Origin of the sequence: Streptomyces sp. NBC_00503, from assembly GCF_036346895.1 — a bacterium.
GTDB lineage: Bacteria > Actinomycetota > Actinomycetes > Streptomycetales > Streptomycetaceae > Streptomyces.
Window position 1 is genome coordinate 4,190,323 of the sequence record NZ_CP107855.1, and the last position, 13,763, is coordinate 4,204,085.

Annotated in this window: 13 protein-coding genes and 3 pseudogenes; 7 read left to right on the forward strand and 9 right to left on the reverse strand. The window is 72.7% G+C overall.

Going from position 1 to position 13,763, the window contains the following annotated elements; translation table 11 throughout:
• Positions 1–4: 4 nt before the first annotated feature.
• Positions 5–430, forward strand: coding sequence for a hypothetical protein (locus OG490_RS19590; protein WP_443065841.1), 426 nt, complete (start codon positions 5–7; stop codon positions 428–430).
• On the opposite strand, the gene OG490_RS19595 is transcribed toward OG490_RS19590, so the two are convergent.
• The 3 genes from OG490_RS19595 to OG490_RS19605 are packed head-to-tail and all read right to left on the reverse strand — an operon-like array spanning position 337 to position 3,546.
• Positions 337–933 carry a hypothetical protein gene (locus OG490_RS19595; RefSeq protein ID WP_330297597.1) on the reverse strand — a complete coding sequence of 199 codons (597 nt, stop codon included), beginning with the start codon at positions 931–933 and terminating at the stop codon, positions 337–339. The genes OG490_RS19590 and OG490_RS19595 overlap by 94 nt on opposite strands.
• Positions 917–3,211: a tetratricopeptide repeat protein gene (locus tag OG490_RS19600; protein WP_330297598.1), complete on the reverse strand. Its 2,295-nt coding sequence runs from the start codon at positions 3,209–3,211 to the stop codon at positions 917–919. The genes OG490_RS19595 and OG490_RS19600 overlap by 17 nt, the downstream gene beginning before the upstream one ends.
• Entirely contained in the window at positions 3,208–3,546 is a 339-nt protein-coding gene (locus OG490_RS19605; RefSeq protein ID WP_330297599.1) for a hypothetical protein, read from the reverse strand. The genes OG490_RS19600 and OG490_RS19605 overlap by 4 nt, the downstream gene beginning before the upstream one ends.
• A 334-nt stretch (positions 3,547–3,880) precedes the next feature.
• Here OG490_RS19605 and OG490_RS19610 point away from each other — a divergent pair, with 334 nt between their 5' ends.
• Genes OG490_RS19610 through OG490_RS19620 form a run of 3 tightly spaced genes read left to right on the forward strand, consistent with a single transcriptional unit; the run spans position 3,881 to position 7,957 of the window.
• On the forward strand, positions 3,881–6,049 hold the full coding sequence (locus tag OG490_RS19610) for an MMPL family transporter (protein WP_443065842.1): 2,169 nt from the start codon (positions 3,881–3,883) through the stop codon (positions 6,047–6,049).
• A gap of 16 nt (positions 6,050–6,065) precedes the next feature.
• The gene (locus OG490_RS19615; protein ID WP_330297601.1) at positions 6,066–7,259 is read left to right on the forward strand and encodes a sensor histidine kinase; all 1,194 of its coding nucleotides are present in this window, start codon (positions 6,066–6,068) and stop codon (positions 7,257–7,259) included.
• Complete coding sequence (locus tag OG490_RS19620) at positions 7,256–7,957, forward strand: response regulator transcription factor (protein WP_330297602.1); 702 nt, start codon at positions 7,256–7,258, stop codon at positions 7,955–7,957. The genes OG490_RS19615 and OG490_RS19620 overlap by 4 nt, the downstream gene beginning before the upstream one ends.
• Here the strand turns inward: OG490_RS19620 and OG490_RS19625 are convergent.
• Positions 7,924–8,166, reverse strand: a pseudogene (locus tag OG490_RS19625) (hypothetical protein); the annotation flags it as partial. The gene OG490_RS19620 and the pseudogene OG490_RS19625 overlap by 34 nt on opposite strands.
• Here OG490_RS19625 and OG490_RS19630 point away from each other — a divergent pair.
• A pseudogene (locus OG490_RS19630) lies at positions 8,164–8,364 on the forward strand (LysR family transcriptional regulator); the annotation flags it as partial. The pseudogenes OG490_RS19625 and OG490_RS19630 sit on opposite strands and share 3 nt — an antisense overlap.
• A 109-nt stretch (positions 8,365–8,473) precedes the next feature.
• A pseudogene (locus OG490_RS19635) lies at positions 8,474–8,581 on the forward strand (LysR family transcriptional regulator); the annotation flags it as partial.
• 90 nt (positions 8,582–8,671) lie between these two features.
• Here the strand turns inward: OG490_RS19635 and OG490_RS19640 are convergent.
• Complete coding sequence (locus tag OG490_RS19640) at positions 8,672–9,079, reverse strand: MerR family transcriptional regulator (protein ID WP_330297603.1); 408 nt, start codon at positions 9,077–9,079, stop codon at positions 8,672–8,674.
• Between the two features lie 112 nt (positions 9,080–9,191).
• Here OG490_RS19640 and OG490_RS19645 point away from each other — a divergent pair, with 112 nt between their 5' ends.
• Entirely contained in the window at positions 9,192–10,031 is an 840-nt protein-coding gene (locus OG490_RS19645) for an oxidoreductase (RefSeq protein WP_330297604.1), read from the forward strand.
• A 28-nt stretch (positions 10,032–10,059) separates the two neighbouring features.
• On the opposite strand, the gene OG490_RS19650 is transcribed toward OG490_RS19645, so the two are convergent.
• The 4 genes from OG490_RS19650 to OG490_RS19665 form a co-directional block, all read right to left on the reverse strand.
• Complete coding sequence (locus tag OG490_RS19650; protein ID WP_330297605.1) at positions 10,060–10,872, reverse strand: carbon-nitrogen family hydrolase; 813 nt, start codon at positions 10,870–10,872, stop codon at positions 10,060–10,062.
• 84 nt (positions 10,873–10,956) lie between these two features.
• Positions 10,957–11,916, reverse strand: coding sequence for a TauD/TfdA family dioxygenase (locus OG490_RS19655; protein WP_330297606.1), 960 nt, complete (start codon positions 11,914–11,916; stop codon positions 10,957–10,959).
• An 87-nt stretch (positions 11,917–12,003) separates the two neighbouring features.
• Complete coding sequence (locus tag OG490_RS19660) at positions 12,004–13,371, reverse strand: aminotransferase-like domain-containing protein (protein ID WP_330297607.1); 1,368 nt, start codon at positions 13,369–13,371, stop codon at positions 12,004–12,006.
• Positions 13,372–13,438: 67 nt separating this feature from the next.
• A complete protein-coding gene (locus OG490_RS19665) occupies positions 13,439–13,729 on the reverse strand; it encodes a YciI family protein (RefSeq protein WP_330297608.1) in 291 nt (96 codons plus the stop codon).
• Between the last annotated feature and the right edge of the window lie 34 nt (positions 13,730–13,763).

Sequence of the window (13,763 nt, forward strand, 5' to 3'; positions counted from 1 at the left end):
CGGCATGATCGCGATCGAGCCCGCCACCCGGCGGCGGATGCGGATGAACGACCTGGCCCGGCCGGACGGCGCCGGACTGCGGGTCGAACTCGACCAGGTGATCTCCAACTGCCCCAAGTACCTGCAGAAGCGGGACTTCACCCTGGTCCCGGCCGCCGGGGAACGCGTCGTGCGCCGCTCCCGGGAACTGAGCGAGTCCCAGCGGGCGACCATCGCCGGTACGGACACCTTCTTCATCTCCACCGCATCGCCCGACGGCGACGCCGACGCCTCGCACCGGGGTGGCAACCCCGGCTTCCTGAAGGCGCTTTCACCGACCCACCTGCGCTGGCCCGACTACGTGGGGAACGCGATGTTCCTCACCCTCGGCAACCTCTCGCTCCACCCGAGGGCCGGCCTGGTCGTGCCCGACTGCTTGTTCCCGCGGTAGTCGGCGAACGCGACGGCGGCCGGGCCGAGGACCCGCGGGAACCCCTTGAGGCCCCCGCGGTGCTGGATGTAGGGCCAGCCGGTCTCACTGACACTGGCCAGGTAGACGCTGTCCCGCTCGGCGATGAAGTGGGCTTCGTCGGGGCCTCGCCGGTCCGCCACGCACGGTCCCGCCGCCGCCATCCGGTCGTAGCCGCGTGCACTGCCGTGTGCGGACTGGTGGCGCCGGACGCCGCCGGTGAAGGCGATGTCGTCACGCCCGTAGAAGCTCTGCATTGCACCGGCCCAGGCGCCGACGATCCCGGAGTGGCCGGAGACGTACGACGGGAAGGCGGGCGAGAAGGAGTTGCCGTTGACGTCCTGCGAGAGCGGGCGCCAGTCGGGGTCGGCCACCGTCTTGTCGTTGCCGTCCGTGTCGGCCAGGTTGCCGGCGTTGCGTGCCCCGCAACGGACGCTACGGCGACATCGCGCCCTGTCACCGACCGCTTCAGTGATGGGACCCATCGGGAGGTCCGATGGCGTGCATCAGCTCCTCCGCCTTCGCCAACGGCCCGGCGAACCGGCCGGGATCGGCCTCGGCCAACCTCCGCAGGACGCCGACGCGTTCGCGCATGCTGCCCCGGGCCTCCTCCCACCGGTCCACGAGGGCGAGGTGGTAGGTGAGCATGCGCAGGACCTGTTCGAGGTACTCGGCGTAGAAGGCGAAGTCCCGGGCGGCCTGTTCCCGCCGGATCCCGGCCGCTTCCCGCATCGGTGCGAGCGACTCCTCGGTCCGCCCCAGCCCCTGGAGCGCCCTGCCGAGGTTGTGCAGGGCCCCGGCGAGCTCCACGTCGTCCGGGACCGAGCCGCCGTGGACGAGGGCCCGACAGGCGTCCACCGCCTCCTTCGCCACCTCGAGCTTGTCGGCGGGACCGAGTTGGACGCGGCCCGAAAGATTGGCCAGGACGTAGGTCAGCCGCCGCTGGAGCCTGCCGTGCGTCTCCGGCTCGTCCCTGTGGAGCTCCGCCAGCTCCTGGTACCGCGCGACGGCCTCCCTGCTGCACTCCAGGGCCCGAACGCGGTCACCCTTCAACTCGTACATGATCCCGGCCCAGTCCAGGGAGGCGGCCAGCTGCTCCCGGTGGTGCTCGCCCTGCGGGGCGAGTTCCCTGAGGAGCCGGAGGGACTCCTCGATCTGGGTGACGGAGGCCGCGTACTCCCCGATGCCCTGGAGGCGGTGGGCGAGCTGGTTGTGGACCTCGGCCAGGGTCGCCGCGTCCCCGGCCGCGCGCCGTAATCGGTACGGGGCCAGGTGCCGGGCGATCTCGGCCGCGCCCGCGTCGAGTTCCGGGTCCCGGAACGGGAGGCTCGACTCGATGTCGTCCAGCAGCTCCGCCGGCAGCGAAGGGATCCGTACGAGAGCGGAGAGCGCGGCGGAACCGGCCCGGTGTACCAGCGTGGGCCGGGCGGTGAGCAGCGGCGTGAGCTGCCGTTCGGCCACGTGCTCCCAGCGCTGGGCCGTCTCGATCAAGGTGATCAGCGCGCGCCGGGGCCAGGCCAGGCCTTCGAGCGACCGGTCGGAGACGGAGAACAGCTGCTGGGGTGCCTGCGTGGTCCATGCGGTGTGGATCAGGGAGCGCATCGGGCCGTGCGGCAGCATCAGGGCGATGAAGTCCTCGCCGAGCCGGTCGGGGTAGAGCGGTTCCAGCACCGTGTCGGGCTGGCGTGCGGGGTAGGCCACGGCGTGGTCGTCGAGGGCCCGGCCCGGATCGCCGGGGTTGATGTCGAGACGTGTGAGCACCTCGCGGGCCTGGGGCCACGGAACGGCGCCGGTGAGGGTGGCCGCGTACACGGTGCGGGCGAAGGTGCCGGGCGGGATCGTGACCCGGCCGCCGGTCCACAGCTGCTCCCAGTACGTCTGCTCGCGCAGGAGCAGGTACGTGGAGATCTCGGACGGGCTGCGCGGCGGCTCGTGGCCCCGGCGCAGGGCGTCCACCTCGGCCAGCGCCGCCATGTGCACTGCCAGTACGGTGGCGAACCCGTCGCCGCCCAGATCGGGCGGTGTGCGGGGCGGGACCGTGACGCCCAGCGCAGCGCTGAAGTGGTCGCGCGCCGCCGTGAACAGGGTGGCGCGGTCGATCTCCTCGGTGAGGGCGGGCAGTTCGCGTTCGTGGACCGGCACGCCCAGATCCCACAGGTGTTTGGACGGCGTGCTCCACCAGCCGGTGGCGGCGCGGGCGATGAACAGCATCCGCAGCGCGCGGCCGTCCTGCCCCGTGCAGTCGCTCATGAAGTCGGTCAGGTCCTGGCCTGGCCATCGTTCGGCGTAGTCGACGATCAGCAGGAGCCCTTCGGACCCGGTGTCCGCCTCCGGTACGGGGGTGTGGGCGCGGGTCATCCGGTCGCTCCCGTGCCGCACCTGGAACACGGTCCATCCCTCGTCCCGGCACTGCCGCGCGAACTCCTCGGCCACCCGCGACTTTCCCTGACCGCCGGGGCCGTGGAGCAGCAGGGCGGACGCGGGGGCTCTGGCGCCGCACCAGTTCCGCAGTTCCGCGAACAGTGCGGCCCGTCCCACGAACTCCGGTTGACGGCAACGGGGGTTGAGCAGCTGACTGGGCTGCTCCCGCGCCTCTTCCCGGTCGATGTCGAGCGGCGCCCGGGTGGCGGGCCCCAGGCGGTAGAGCGGCGGCTTCTCGAAGTTCTGTACGACGGAGCTGCCGACCCGTTCGACGACGGTCATGTTGCCGTGCACCGTGACCAGCTGCCCGGGCCGGGCCAGCCAGCCGCGCGGAGGGCTCACCGCTCCTCGACCACTGACTCGCCCGCGCCGTCGACCTGGACCTGGTTCCCCTCGACGTGCGAACCGGTCGCCGGCGGGGGGACCGGTCCGGTCCGGGCCTGCCGCCGCAGCGTCACCCGCGACCGCCCGCGTACCCGGCTGACAGAGATCTTGGACCCGCCGACGTACTCGGGATCAGGCCCCGGCGCGGCCGTGCGGTGCGCCATGACCAGGGAGAACACCTGGCCTGCCAGTCCGAGCAGGGTGACCGGCAGGCCGATGGCGCTCGCCAGCTTGTCCGCCTGGTCGAGCCCGACCGTGGTGAAGTACGCGATGAGGGATGCGGCGGCGACCACCCAGACAGCACCGCAGATCCAAGCCGACCTCGTCCAAGTCATACAGTCAGAATGGCCGCCATCTCCCACCGACGAAACCCCGCGCGGGGCGCGCGGCGCTACTCCCCGGGGAGTACGGGGAGCTCCGGGACGCCCGGGGGAGTAGGGGCGATCTCCTGCGTCGGCCTGAGGGAACGGTGCGTCGGGGACGGGACGCTGGATTCAACCGGGCGGGCCATCGGGGCCACCGGGCCGAGTCCATGCGGAGGGGCCCGAGATGGGGCAGGCGGAGCAGGACGCGCAGGCAGCGCGGAGAGTGTCAACGGGCAGGCGCCACAAGGTGGTTCCCTGGGGCGTGCTGGCGCTGTGGGTGATCGTGATCGCCGTCGCGGGGTCGTTCGCGGGCGGGCTGGCGGACGTACAGCGCGACCGGACGGCGGACTACCTGCCGTCGGGCGCCGATTCGACGCAGGTGGCCAGGCTCCAGGAGAAGCTGCCCGGCGGCGAGGCGACCGGCGTGCTGCTCGTCTACCACCGCGACGGCGGGCTGACCGCCGCCGACCGGGAGACCGCCGAACGGCAGGTCGCGGCGGTCACCGTCCCCCCGGCGGGTACGGCCGATGCCCGGTCCGGGTCCGGGTCCGGGTCCGGGTCCGGGTCCGGGGCCGCCAAGTCCCCTGCGCTGCTCGCCGCTTCGAAGGATCCCCGGGACTTCGGCGCGACCCTCCGCGGACCCGGCGTCCCCTCCGCGGACGGCGCCACCCTCATGTACGCGGTGTCCACGGCCGCGCCCGGTACGGACGACGCCGCGAAGAAGGCCTTCGTGGAGGACGTACGGGCCCACGCGCGCGGCAGCGACGGGCTGGGCGTGTGGGTCGGCGGCGACGGCGCCGTCGAAGTCGATGCCAAGGAGGTGTTCGGCTCCATCGACGGGACGCTGATGCTGGCGACCGGGCTGGTGGTGGCCCTGCTCCTGATCCTCACCTACCGCAGCCCGGTGCTGTGGCTGGTGCCGCTGCTGGTGGTCGGGGCGGCGGCCGTCTGTGCGCGGGCCGCCGTGTACGGGCTCGCCTCCGGCTTCGGGCTCACCGTGACCAGCCAGAGCGCCGGGATCATGACGGTCCTGGTGTTCGGCGCCGGTACCGACTACGCCCTGCTGCTCGTCGCCCGCTACCGGGACGAGCTGCGTCGCACGCCGCTGCCGTACGACGCGATGCGCCGCGCGCTGCGCGGTGTCGGGTCGGCCGTACTGGCCTCCGGCGGGACCGTCGTGGCGGGGCTGGCCTGCCTGCTCGCCGCCGACCTCAACAACATCCGTGGCCTCGGACCGGTCGGAGCGGTGGGCGTGCTGTGCGCGCTGATCGCGATGACGACGCTGCTGCCGGCGGTCCTGGTGCTGCTGGGACGGCGGGTGTTCTGGCCGCTGATCCCCGCGTACGGCAGTGAGCCCAAGCAGCGGCGCGGGCTGAACGTCTTCGCCGCGATGGGGAGTTCGGCGGGCAGGCGGCCGGTGGCCGTGCTCGTGACCGGAGTCGTGCTGCTGGGCGCGCTGGCGCTCGGCGTGTTCGCCCTGCCCGGGGCGCTCAAGAAGGAGGACAGCTTCACCAGCAAGCCCGAGTCGATCGCCGCCATGGGAACGCTGGCCGAGGCCTTCCCGGACCGCAGCAGCCGGCCCATCGAGGTCATGGCGCCCACCGGAGCCGCCGACCGGATCCTGGCCCGAGCCAGGTCCGTCGAGGGAATCGCGGGCGCCGAGCGGGGCCGCAGCGGCGGCGGCTGGACCGAGATCGCCGTCACCGCCGAGTCCGCGCCCGAGTCCGCGGGGGAGAGCGCCACCATCGGACGGCTGCGAGCCGCACTCGACGGAGCGCGGGTCGGGGGCGAGGACGCCGCGCACGTGGGCGGCGCCAGCGCCCAGCAGCTCGACCTGGCCGCCACCAACGCCCACGACCGCCTGATCGTCATCCCGCTCGTCCTCCTCGCGGTGCTGCTCGTCCTCGCCTTGCTGCTGCGCAGCCTGGTCGCCCCGCTGCTCCTGGTCGCCGCCGTCGTCCTGGTGTGGGGCGCGGCGCTGGGCATCGGCGGACTGGTCTTCGGCCCGCTGTTCGGCTTCACCGGCGTCGACCCGGGGCTGCCGCTGCTGACCTTCGTCTTCCTGGTCGCCCTCGGCGTCGACTACGGCATCTTCCTGATGCACCGCACCCGCGAGGAGACCCGGCGCGGCGTCGATCCGAGGCAGGCCGCGCTGACCGCGCTGCGCACCACCGGCGGAGTGATCGCCTCGGCCGGGATCGTCCTGGCGGCCACCTTCGCGGTGCTCGCCTCGCTGCCGCTGGTGATGTTCGTGGAGATGGGCACGGTCGTCGCGGTCGGGGTGATCCTGGACACCTTCCTCGTCCGCACGTACCTGGTCACCAGCGCCAGCGTGCTGCTGGGCCACCGGGTGTGGTGGCCGGGCCGTCCCTCCGGCGCCCCGGCCCCCGCTGCCGCGCCCACCCCCACCCTGGTCGGCGACCGGCGGTGAGAGCGACGATGTCCCGGTGGCAGAAGTGACCGACCCCCCGAGCGCGGCCGCCCGTGTACTGCGCGTGCTGCACCAGGACCCCCTGGCGGCCGCGCACCCGACGCGCAACGACGCGGTGATCGCGGCCGCTGTCGGGATCCTCGCCGCGGCCATGGCGTACGCCGACACCGCCCTGCGGCCGGACGCGCTGGGCTGGGTGCTGCTCGCCTGCTGCACCCTGCTCCTGGCGTGGCGGCGGCGCCGTCCGCTCGGGGTGCTGGTCGCGGTCGTCGCCTGCATCGCCCCGTACCAGCTGCTCGACAACGCCCACGCCGCCCCCGTGCCGGCCGGCATGCTCGCCCTGTACACCGTGGCCGCCACCGGCACCGTCCGCCGGACGGTGACGGCCGGCGCGTGCGTCGTGGGCTTCGCGGTGACCGCCATGTCGTTCAACGGCGTCCACCGCGCCCTGGACGTACTGCGCACCTCCGGCTGGCTGGTGGCGGCCCTCGTGCTCGGGGTCGCCGTGCGCAACTACCGCAGGTACCTGGCCGAGGAGCGCGCCCGGGCCGGACAGGACGCCGACCGCAAGATCGCGGAGGAGCGTCTACGCATCGCCCGCGACCTGCACGACCTGCTGGCCCACAGCATCACCCTGATCGGTGTCCGCACCGCGGTCGCCGCTCATGTCCTCGCCGTCGACCCGGACCGGCTCGACCGGGCCGCGATCGCCGAGGCGCTGGACTCCATCGCCGACACCTGCCGCGAGGCCCGCGCGGAGCTGCGTACCACCCTGACCGTGCTCCGCGCCGACGAGCGCGGGCCGCTGCCGGACCTCGCGGGGCTGCCCGATCTGGTCCGTGCGGCCGAGGCGGAGCTGACCCTGGACACCGACGGGGTCCATGTCCCGCCGGCCGTGGGGGCCGCCGCCTACCGCATCGTCCAGGAGTCGCTGACCAACGCGGTCCGCCACGCGGGTCCCGGGGCCACGGTCCGGGTCCGGGTGGCGGAGGCGGACGGCTCCCTCCGCATCACCGTCAGCGACGACGGCCGCGGCCCGGGGGCGGACTCCACCGCTCCGGGTTTCGGCATCGTCGGCATGGGCGAGCGGGCCCGCAGCGTGGGCGGCACCGTACGGACGGGCCCCCGCTCCGGCGGCGGCTTCGAAGTCGCGGCGAGCCTGCCGCTCCCACCCCCGTTCCCACCCCGTTCCCCGGAGGCATCAGCATGACCACACCGCCGTCCGCCGGGCCCGACCCCGTCACCCCCGTCATCCGCGTCCTCCTCGCCGACGACCAGACCCTCGTACGGGCGGCCTTCGCGATGCTCATCGAATCGGCGCCCGACATGGAGGTCGTCGGACAGGCGGGCAACGGGCGCGAGGCCTTCGACCTCGCCCACTCCGAGCGCGCCGACGTGGTCGTCATGGACATCCGGATGCCGGGCACCGACGGCATCGAGGCGACCCGGCTCATCGCCTCCGCCGAAGACCTGGCCGGGGTGAAGGTCCTGGTCCTGACGACGTACGACACCGACGAGAACGTGGTCGAAGCGCTGCGGTCCGGGGCCTCCGGCTTCCTCGTGAAGGACACCAGGCCGGCCGAGCTCCTGGCCGCCATCCGTACGGTGGCCGGCGGCGAGGCCCTCCTCTCCCCGGGCCCGACGGCCCGGCTGATCGCCCGGGTCCTGCGCACCCCCGGCTCCGCCCCGGCCCCCGCCGCCCTCGACCCGCTCTCCGCGCGGGAACGCGAGGTCCTCACCCTCGTGGCCCGGGGCCTCAACAACACCGAGATCGCCGACGCGCTGGCCCTGAGCCCCCTCACGGCGAAGACCCACGTGAGCCGGATCATGGGAAAGCTGGGGATCCGTGACCGGGCGCAACTCGTGATCGCGGCCTACGAGTCGGGGCTCGTCGTCCCCGGGGACTGAGCGTGACCCGTCGGGCCGGGCGGGCCGGACTGCGCGGCGAGGAAGCGGTCGCCCGGTTCGCCCCGGAGATGGCCTGGCGGGAGCCGTCGGCCGTAGGCGAGCAGGAGGAGGTCCTGTGCGGTGCCGGACAGAGGCGTTCCGGTACCGAAGGACCAGTCGAGGTCGGTGGCGCGGAGTTCGATGCCGTCCAGGTCGGCTCCGAAGAATTGCGGGCCGCGCTCACCGCCGTCGAAGCGGTACGGCAGACCGCGCAGGAGTTCACCGGGCTGCTGCGCGGCCAGGTCACCCTCGGCCTCGTCTCGGGCGCGGCCGCGGCAGTCGATGAGTTCGACCTGGCCGCCGTCCTGGCCGGGTTCCACGAGGACCACCCCGCGGTGGAGATCGCCCTGACCGAGGACACCTCGGAGCGGATGCTCGCCGCGCTGCACCGCGGGGAACTCGGCGTCGCCGTGATCGGACTCGCGGACGAGGAGCCCCCGCCCGGCGTTTGTCTCCACGTCCTGGTCGACGTCCCCCCTGGTCGCAGCCGTCGCCCCGGACGACCCCGCCCTCACGGCCCCGGACCGCACGGGCATTGCGTTGGCCGAGCTTCGCGACCGCCCGCTGATCAGCCTGCCGCGCGGCACGGGCATCCGTGGAGTGCTCGACCGCGCCTGCACACGGGCCGGGTTCCAGCCCCGCGGCCACCGTCTTCCGGGACCTGCTGCGTACCGCTTAAGGGCGGTCCCGGGACGGATTCCACAGCCGGTCGGCTTCACCGCGGGCGAGATGGTCCTCGTAGATCCGCACCTTGTGCCGCATCACGTCCAGGGTGTCCTGCAGTTCGCGGATCTGCGTTTCTACGTGGCTTTCGTGCCGGCGCAGCAGCTGGAGGCGCTCGTGTTCGTTGCCCGGGCCCTGACGGGCCAGTTCGACGTACTGCCGGATCAACGCCAGGGGCATGCCGGAGGAGCGGAGCTTCGTGCAGATGGCCAGCCACTCCAGGTCTTCTTCGTGATAGATCCGGCGGCCGTTGGACAGGCGGCGCACCGGGTTGGCGAAGAGGCCCTCCCGCTCGTAGAACCGCAGCGCGTGCACGCTCAGCCCCGTGCGCCGTGCCACCTCACCGATGCTCAGGTCCATGAGCGCCCTTCCCTCACGCAGCTGTTGATCTAGACAGGACTCTAGGTTCTAGCGTCGAAGTGTCGGCCCACCGGGCCACCGACCCATCGGGTCATCGGAACAGGGGAGAGACATGAGCGTTTGGTTTGTCACCGGGGCATCGCGGGGGCTCGGCGCGGAGATAACCCGGGAAGCGCTGGACCGGGGGCACAGCGTGATCGCTACGGCGCGGGATGCGTCAGCGGTGCTCCGGGCCCACCCGCACGCGCCGGACCGGCTGCTGGCGGTGGACGCGGACGTGACCGAACCGGAGCAGCTGACGGCCGCGGTGGAGGCCGGTCTGGCGAAGTTCGGCGGGCTCGACATCGTGGTCAACAACGCCGGTTACGGTCTCGTGGGCGCGATCGAGGAGACCTCCGACGAGGCCGCACGGGCCCTGTTCGACGTCAACGTCTTCGGCGTGCTCAACACGTTGCGGGCGACCCTGCCGACGTTGCGCGCCCAGCGCTCCGGACACGTGCTGAACATCGGCTCGGTGGGCGGCTTCGCCACCGCTCCGGCGGTGGGCCTGTACGGGGCTTCGAAGTTCGCCCTCGAAGGCATCTCCGAGGCGCTGCACGGCGAGTTGGCCCCGCTCGGTGTCCGCGTCACGATCGTGGAGCCGGGCGGGTTCCGCACCGACTTCCTCAGCAAGCAGAGCATCCAGGTCGAACCGGCCTCCATCGCCGACTACGACGCCGGCGCGGGGCCGGTGCGCGAGGCAATGGCCGCGAACGACGGCCGTCAGCAGGGTGATCCGGCGAAGGCCGCGAAAGCCGTCGTCGACATCACCGAGGTGCCCGACCCGCCGCTGCGCCTGCAGCTGGGCGCGGACGCGATCGAGCGCATCGAGGCGAAGCTGGACCTGGTGCGACGCGAACTCGACCAATGGCGCCACGTAGCACTCTCCACCAAAACCGCAGAAGCCGTCTGACGGCGGGACGCGGTCCAGCGGGCGCCCCCTACAAGGCGCCCCCGGTTCGGCCCCACGGGTCCGGCAGGCCCAGGATCCGGTCCCGCAGGACGGGGAACTCCGCGCGGACCGTGGCGACCTGCCCGGGGTCGAGGTCCACGTGCAGGACCTCCTCGTCCGGGCCCGCTTCCGCCAGGACGGTGCCCCAGGGGTCGACGACCATGCTGTGACCTGCCTGTTCGACGCCCGCGTGGGTGCCCGCGGTGCAGCACGCCAGGACGAAGGCCTGCGACTCCACCGCTCGCGCCCGGGCGAGCAGGCGCCAGTGTTCGAGGCGGCGGGACGGCCAGCCCGCCGGGATCGCCAGGATCTGCGCGCCCGCGTCCACCAGCAGCCGGAACTGCTCGGGGAAACGCAGGTCGTAGCAGGTCGCGAGGCCCAGGATGCCGAAAGGCGCCGCCGCCGTGACGATCTCGCGGCCGCCCCCCATGACGACGGCCTCGCCCTCGTCGAAGCCGAAGCGGTGGATCTTCCGGTAGGCGGCGCGCAGTCCGCCCTCCGGGTCGAAGACGAGAGAGGTGTTGTACAGCCCGCCCGACCCGTCCCGCTCCACCACGGAACCGGCGTGCAGCCACACGCCGGCGTCCCGCGCCGCCGCCGACATGGCTTCGGCCGTCGGGCCGTCCAGCGGCTCGGCCGCGTCCTCCCACGCGTCGTACGCGAACGCGCCCACCGGCCACAGCTCGGGCAGCACGACCAGGTCCCGGCCGCGCTGTGCCCGTACGAGAGCGGCCGCGCGGGCGCGCCGGCCGCGCACCGGCTCGTCGGGGTCCACTTCGATCTGCACCAGCGAAACGCGCACGGTGCCCTCCTTCTGCGGGCGGTGCGGCCCCGGACCGGGGCCCGGTCCGGGGCCGCACCGCGTTCGGGTGACGGACTGGACGGACTAGTCCAGGACGTTGCCGTTGCCCTGGCGGACCGCACGCGAGCGGCGGTGGTCGAGCTGGACGAACGTCCGGTGCAGCCAGCGGTCCTTGCCGTCGTAGCGGGGCGTGAAGTGGCTGCGGCCGTGCAGCACCAGGTGGTTGTTGACGATCGCCAGGTCGCCGGGCTCCAGCTTGATTCCCCGCACGACCTCCGCGAAGGCCTCCTCCAGGGCGTCCTTGGCCCGCGCGGCCTCCTCGTCGAGCGCCTCGGTGCTGATGAAGTCGGCGCGCACGTTCGGGTCGTCCGCGGCGCCGATCAGCAGCGCGTGCGGCTCGGACGCGCTCTGCGTGGGGAACGAGGACGGCGGCGGAGTGACGTAGCGCGGCTCGGACAACACCTTGCGGTCCGCATCGGACAGCAGTCCCAGCGCCTGGCGGACGGAGGTCATCTGCAGCTCCGCGACCCGGTCGTGGTCGCCGCGCAGGCAGAACAGCGCGACGAAGTCGGGGCGGTTGTCGTGGAAGGTGTTCTCCACGTGCATGCCCAGCCGCTTGGAACCGGCGTTGTTCTGCTCGGCCTCCTGGCCGGGCACCGGCACCACGTTCTGCACCAGCGCGCCGGACTTCTCGTTGCGGTAGGCGATGATCTCGCCGAGCTGGAGGGTGGTCAGGGCGATGACCGAGGAGGAGTGGCCGGGCGTCTTCTCCACCGAGCCCAGGGCCTGCGGGGTGTCCGGCAGTTCGGCCTCGCGCACCGGGAGGTTGCGGATCAGGATGCTGCCGTCCGGGCCCGGGTCGTGGCGGAACTGCCGTATGCGGGCGGCCAGTCGGGAGGGGATCGTGGCGGAGAGGTCACGGCCCCGGCTCATCCAGTCCGGGTGGTCGATCTCCGCGGGCAGGGCCGCGGCCAGCTGGTCGGCGACCTCGCCGAGCTGTGCGCGCTCCTCGTCGGTCAGTACGAAAACGCTCTGGGCGTCCATGGTGTGTTCCTCGGTGTTCGGTGGGTGGGCCCTGCGGGGCGGTCCTGCGGGGCGGTCCTGCGGGGTGGTTCTACGGGGGCAGCGCGCTCAGCGGTCCGTGCGCGGGGTGTCTTCGATGAAGAGGGCGAGGCGGGCGATGCCCTCGCGGATGTCCGGGACCGCCAGGTTGCTGAACCCGAGGCGGATCATCCGGTCGCCGCCGCCGTCGACGTAGAACATGGTCATCGGCGCCCAGCTGACCCCGTAGTCGCGGGCTGAGCGCTCCATCGCCGCGAGGTCCGCCTCGAAGCCGACCCGCAGCATCAGGAAGAACCCGCCGCCCGGCACGTTCCAGCTGACCCCGTGCTGCGCGTGCTCCTCGGGCGGGAAGTGCGCGGCGAGTGCCTCCAGGACGGCCTGCAGCCGGGCCTGGTACACCTGCGCCGTCGCGCGGCTGGCGCTGCGCAGGTCGTAGTCGGCCTCGACGAGGATGCCGCCGAGCACCGCCTGGGAGAGCGAGGAGGTGCCCACGGTGAGGAAGCTCTTGGTCTTCGACAGCTCGGCGGCCAGCGGCCGCTGCGTGCCGTTGGGGCCGGTCACCGGCTGGTCGGCGACCATGAAGCCGAGCCGCGCGCCGGGGAACGCGGTCTTGGAGTACGAGCCCAGGTAGACGACGTGGCGGGTGTCGTCGAGGGATTTGAGCGTGGGCAGCTCCCCGCCCTCGCGGCCGAACAGCCCGTAGGGGTTGTCCTCCAGGAGGATCAGTTCCTCGCGGCGGGCCACGGCCAGCAGCTCCTTGCGCGCCTCCAGCGGCAGCTGGGTTCCCGACGGGTTGGAGAAGTCGGGGATCAGGTAGAGCGCCACCGGCTGCTTGCCCTCGGCCCGTACGGCCCGTACGGCCTCGGCGACCGCCTCGGGCTCCAGGCCGTCGGGGCCCTCCAGTACGCCGCGCATCGGGATGCCGAGGGTCTTGGCGGCGCCCACGATGCCGACGTAGGCGGGCGAGACGGTCAGCAGCACCTGGTCGGGCGAGGTGAACAGGGCCCGCAGGGCGATCACCATGGCCTCCTGGGCGCCCTGGGTGATCATGATGGACTCGGGCGCGACGTCGATGCCCTCGTCCTGCCTGAGGTTGCGCGCGACCTCTTCCTGGATGAAGCCGTTCACCGGGCCGTACTGGAACATCAGCCGGGAGATCTTCTTCTCCGGCACCCCGCTCTCCCGCAGGTGCTCCAGATAGCGCTCCAGGTACAGGGGCAGCTTCGCGACATCGTGCGTACCGTCGAAGGGCGCGCCGTTGGAGAACGAGATCGCGTCGGGGAACGTCATCGTGGTCTCGCTCAGCAGCCGCATCGAGTCCATGCGCGGGTCGACGACGGACGTGTGCAGCTGCTCCAGGGCGAAGGACACCCCTCCGTCGGCGCCGGTGATGCCGCGCTCCAGGACGTTCGTCGGTTCCACCAGTGATGCGCTCATTGATCTCTCTCTCACTTGCTGTGGTGCTTCCCGGCGGCGGTCCGGGCGGATGTACTCGCCGTGCGGGTCAGGACCGGGCGGCGATCCAGCTGCCCTTGCCCGGGCGCCACTCGCGCACGCGCGTGGCGGCGATGAACCCGCTCTTGGCGTACGGCTCCTCGGCGAGGACCGCGTCCAGGGCCGGACGGTCCTCGGTGGCGTACACGAGCAGGCCGGTGTTCTCCTGCGGCAGCGGCCCGCCCGCCAGCAGCACGCCCTGATCGGTCAGGCTTTTGAGGTAGGCCGTGTGGTCCGCATGGACCCTCTCGCGCTCGTCGCGGCCTACGTTGTACTCGAACTCGACGACAAATACCGACACGGAAATCTCCTTGCTGGTGGTGGCCCGGAAGGCC

Coding starts and splice junctions, on each gene's coding strand:
- OG490_RS19590 (WP_443065841.1), top strand. CDS start 5: ATGATCGCGATCGAGCCCGCCACCCGGCGGCGGATGCGGATGAACGAC.
- OG490_RS19595 (WP_330297597.1), bottom strand. CDS start 933: ATGGGTCCCATCACTGAAGCGGTCGGTGACAGGGCGCGATGTCGCCGT.
- OG490_RS19620 (WP_330297602.1), top strand. CDS start 7,256: ATGACCACACCGCCGTCCGCCGGGCCCGACCCCGTCACCCCCGTCATC.
- OG490_RS19640 (WP_330297603.1), bottom strand. CDS start 9,079: ATGGACCTGAGCATCGGTGAGGTGGCACGGCGCACGGGGCTGAGCGTG.
- OG490_RS19645 (WP_330297604.1), top strand. CDS start 9,192: ATGAGCGTTTGGTTTGTCACCGGGGCATCGCGGGGGCTCGGCGCGGAG.
- OG490_RS19655 (WP_330297606.1), bottom strand. CDS start 11,916: ATGGACGCCCAGAGCGTTTTCGTACTGACCGACGAGGAGCGCGCACAG.
- OG490_RS19660 (WP_330297607.1), bottom strand. CDS start 13,371: ATGAGCGCATCACTGGTGGAACCGACGAACGTCCTGGAGCGCGGCATC.